Genomic DNA, 204 nt, shown 5'->3' on the forward strand with positions numbered 1-204 from the left:
GGAGACCAGGCCGGCGAGCGTCATGTTGACGCCCTTGTAGTACTCCGCCGGGTGGGTCAGGTTGTACGGGTCCGTGGGGTTGAGCGAGCGGACGAAGTTCACCAGCCCGGCCGTGCCCTTGATGATGCCGCCGCCGAAGTGGGCCAGCTCCACGCCCTGGCCCGCGCCGTAGTCCATCAGCTCCAGCTTGGCCCGCTCCAGGCC

At 69.1% G+C, this 204-nt stretch carries 1 protein-coding gene; it reads right to left on the bottom strand.

The window, feature by feature from the left end; all coding sequences use genetic code 11:
- Window positions 1-204: hypothetical protein (locus IF73_RS38475; RefSeq protein ID WP_037881971.1), on the bottom strand; the 204-nt coding region annotated here is incomplete at both ends.

Source organism: Streptomyces sp. NRRL F-5727, from assembly GCF_000719555.1.
Classification (GTDB): Bacteria; Actinomycetota; Actinomycetes; order Streptomycetales; family Streptomycetaceae; genus Streptomyces.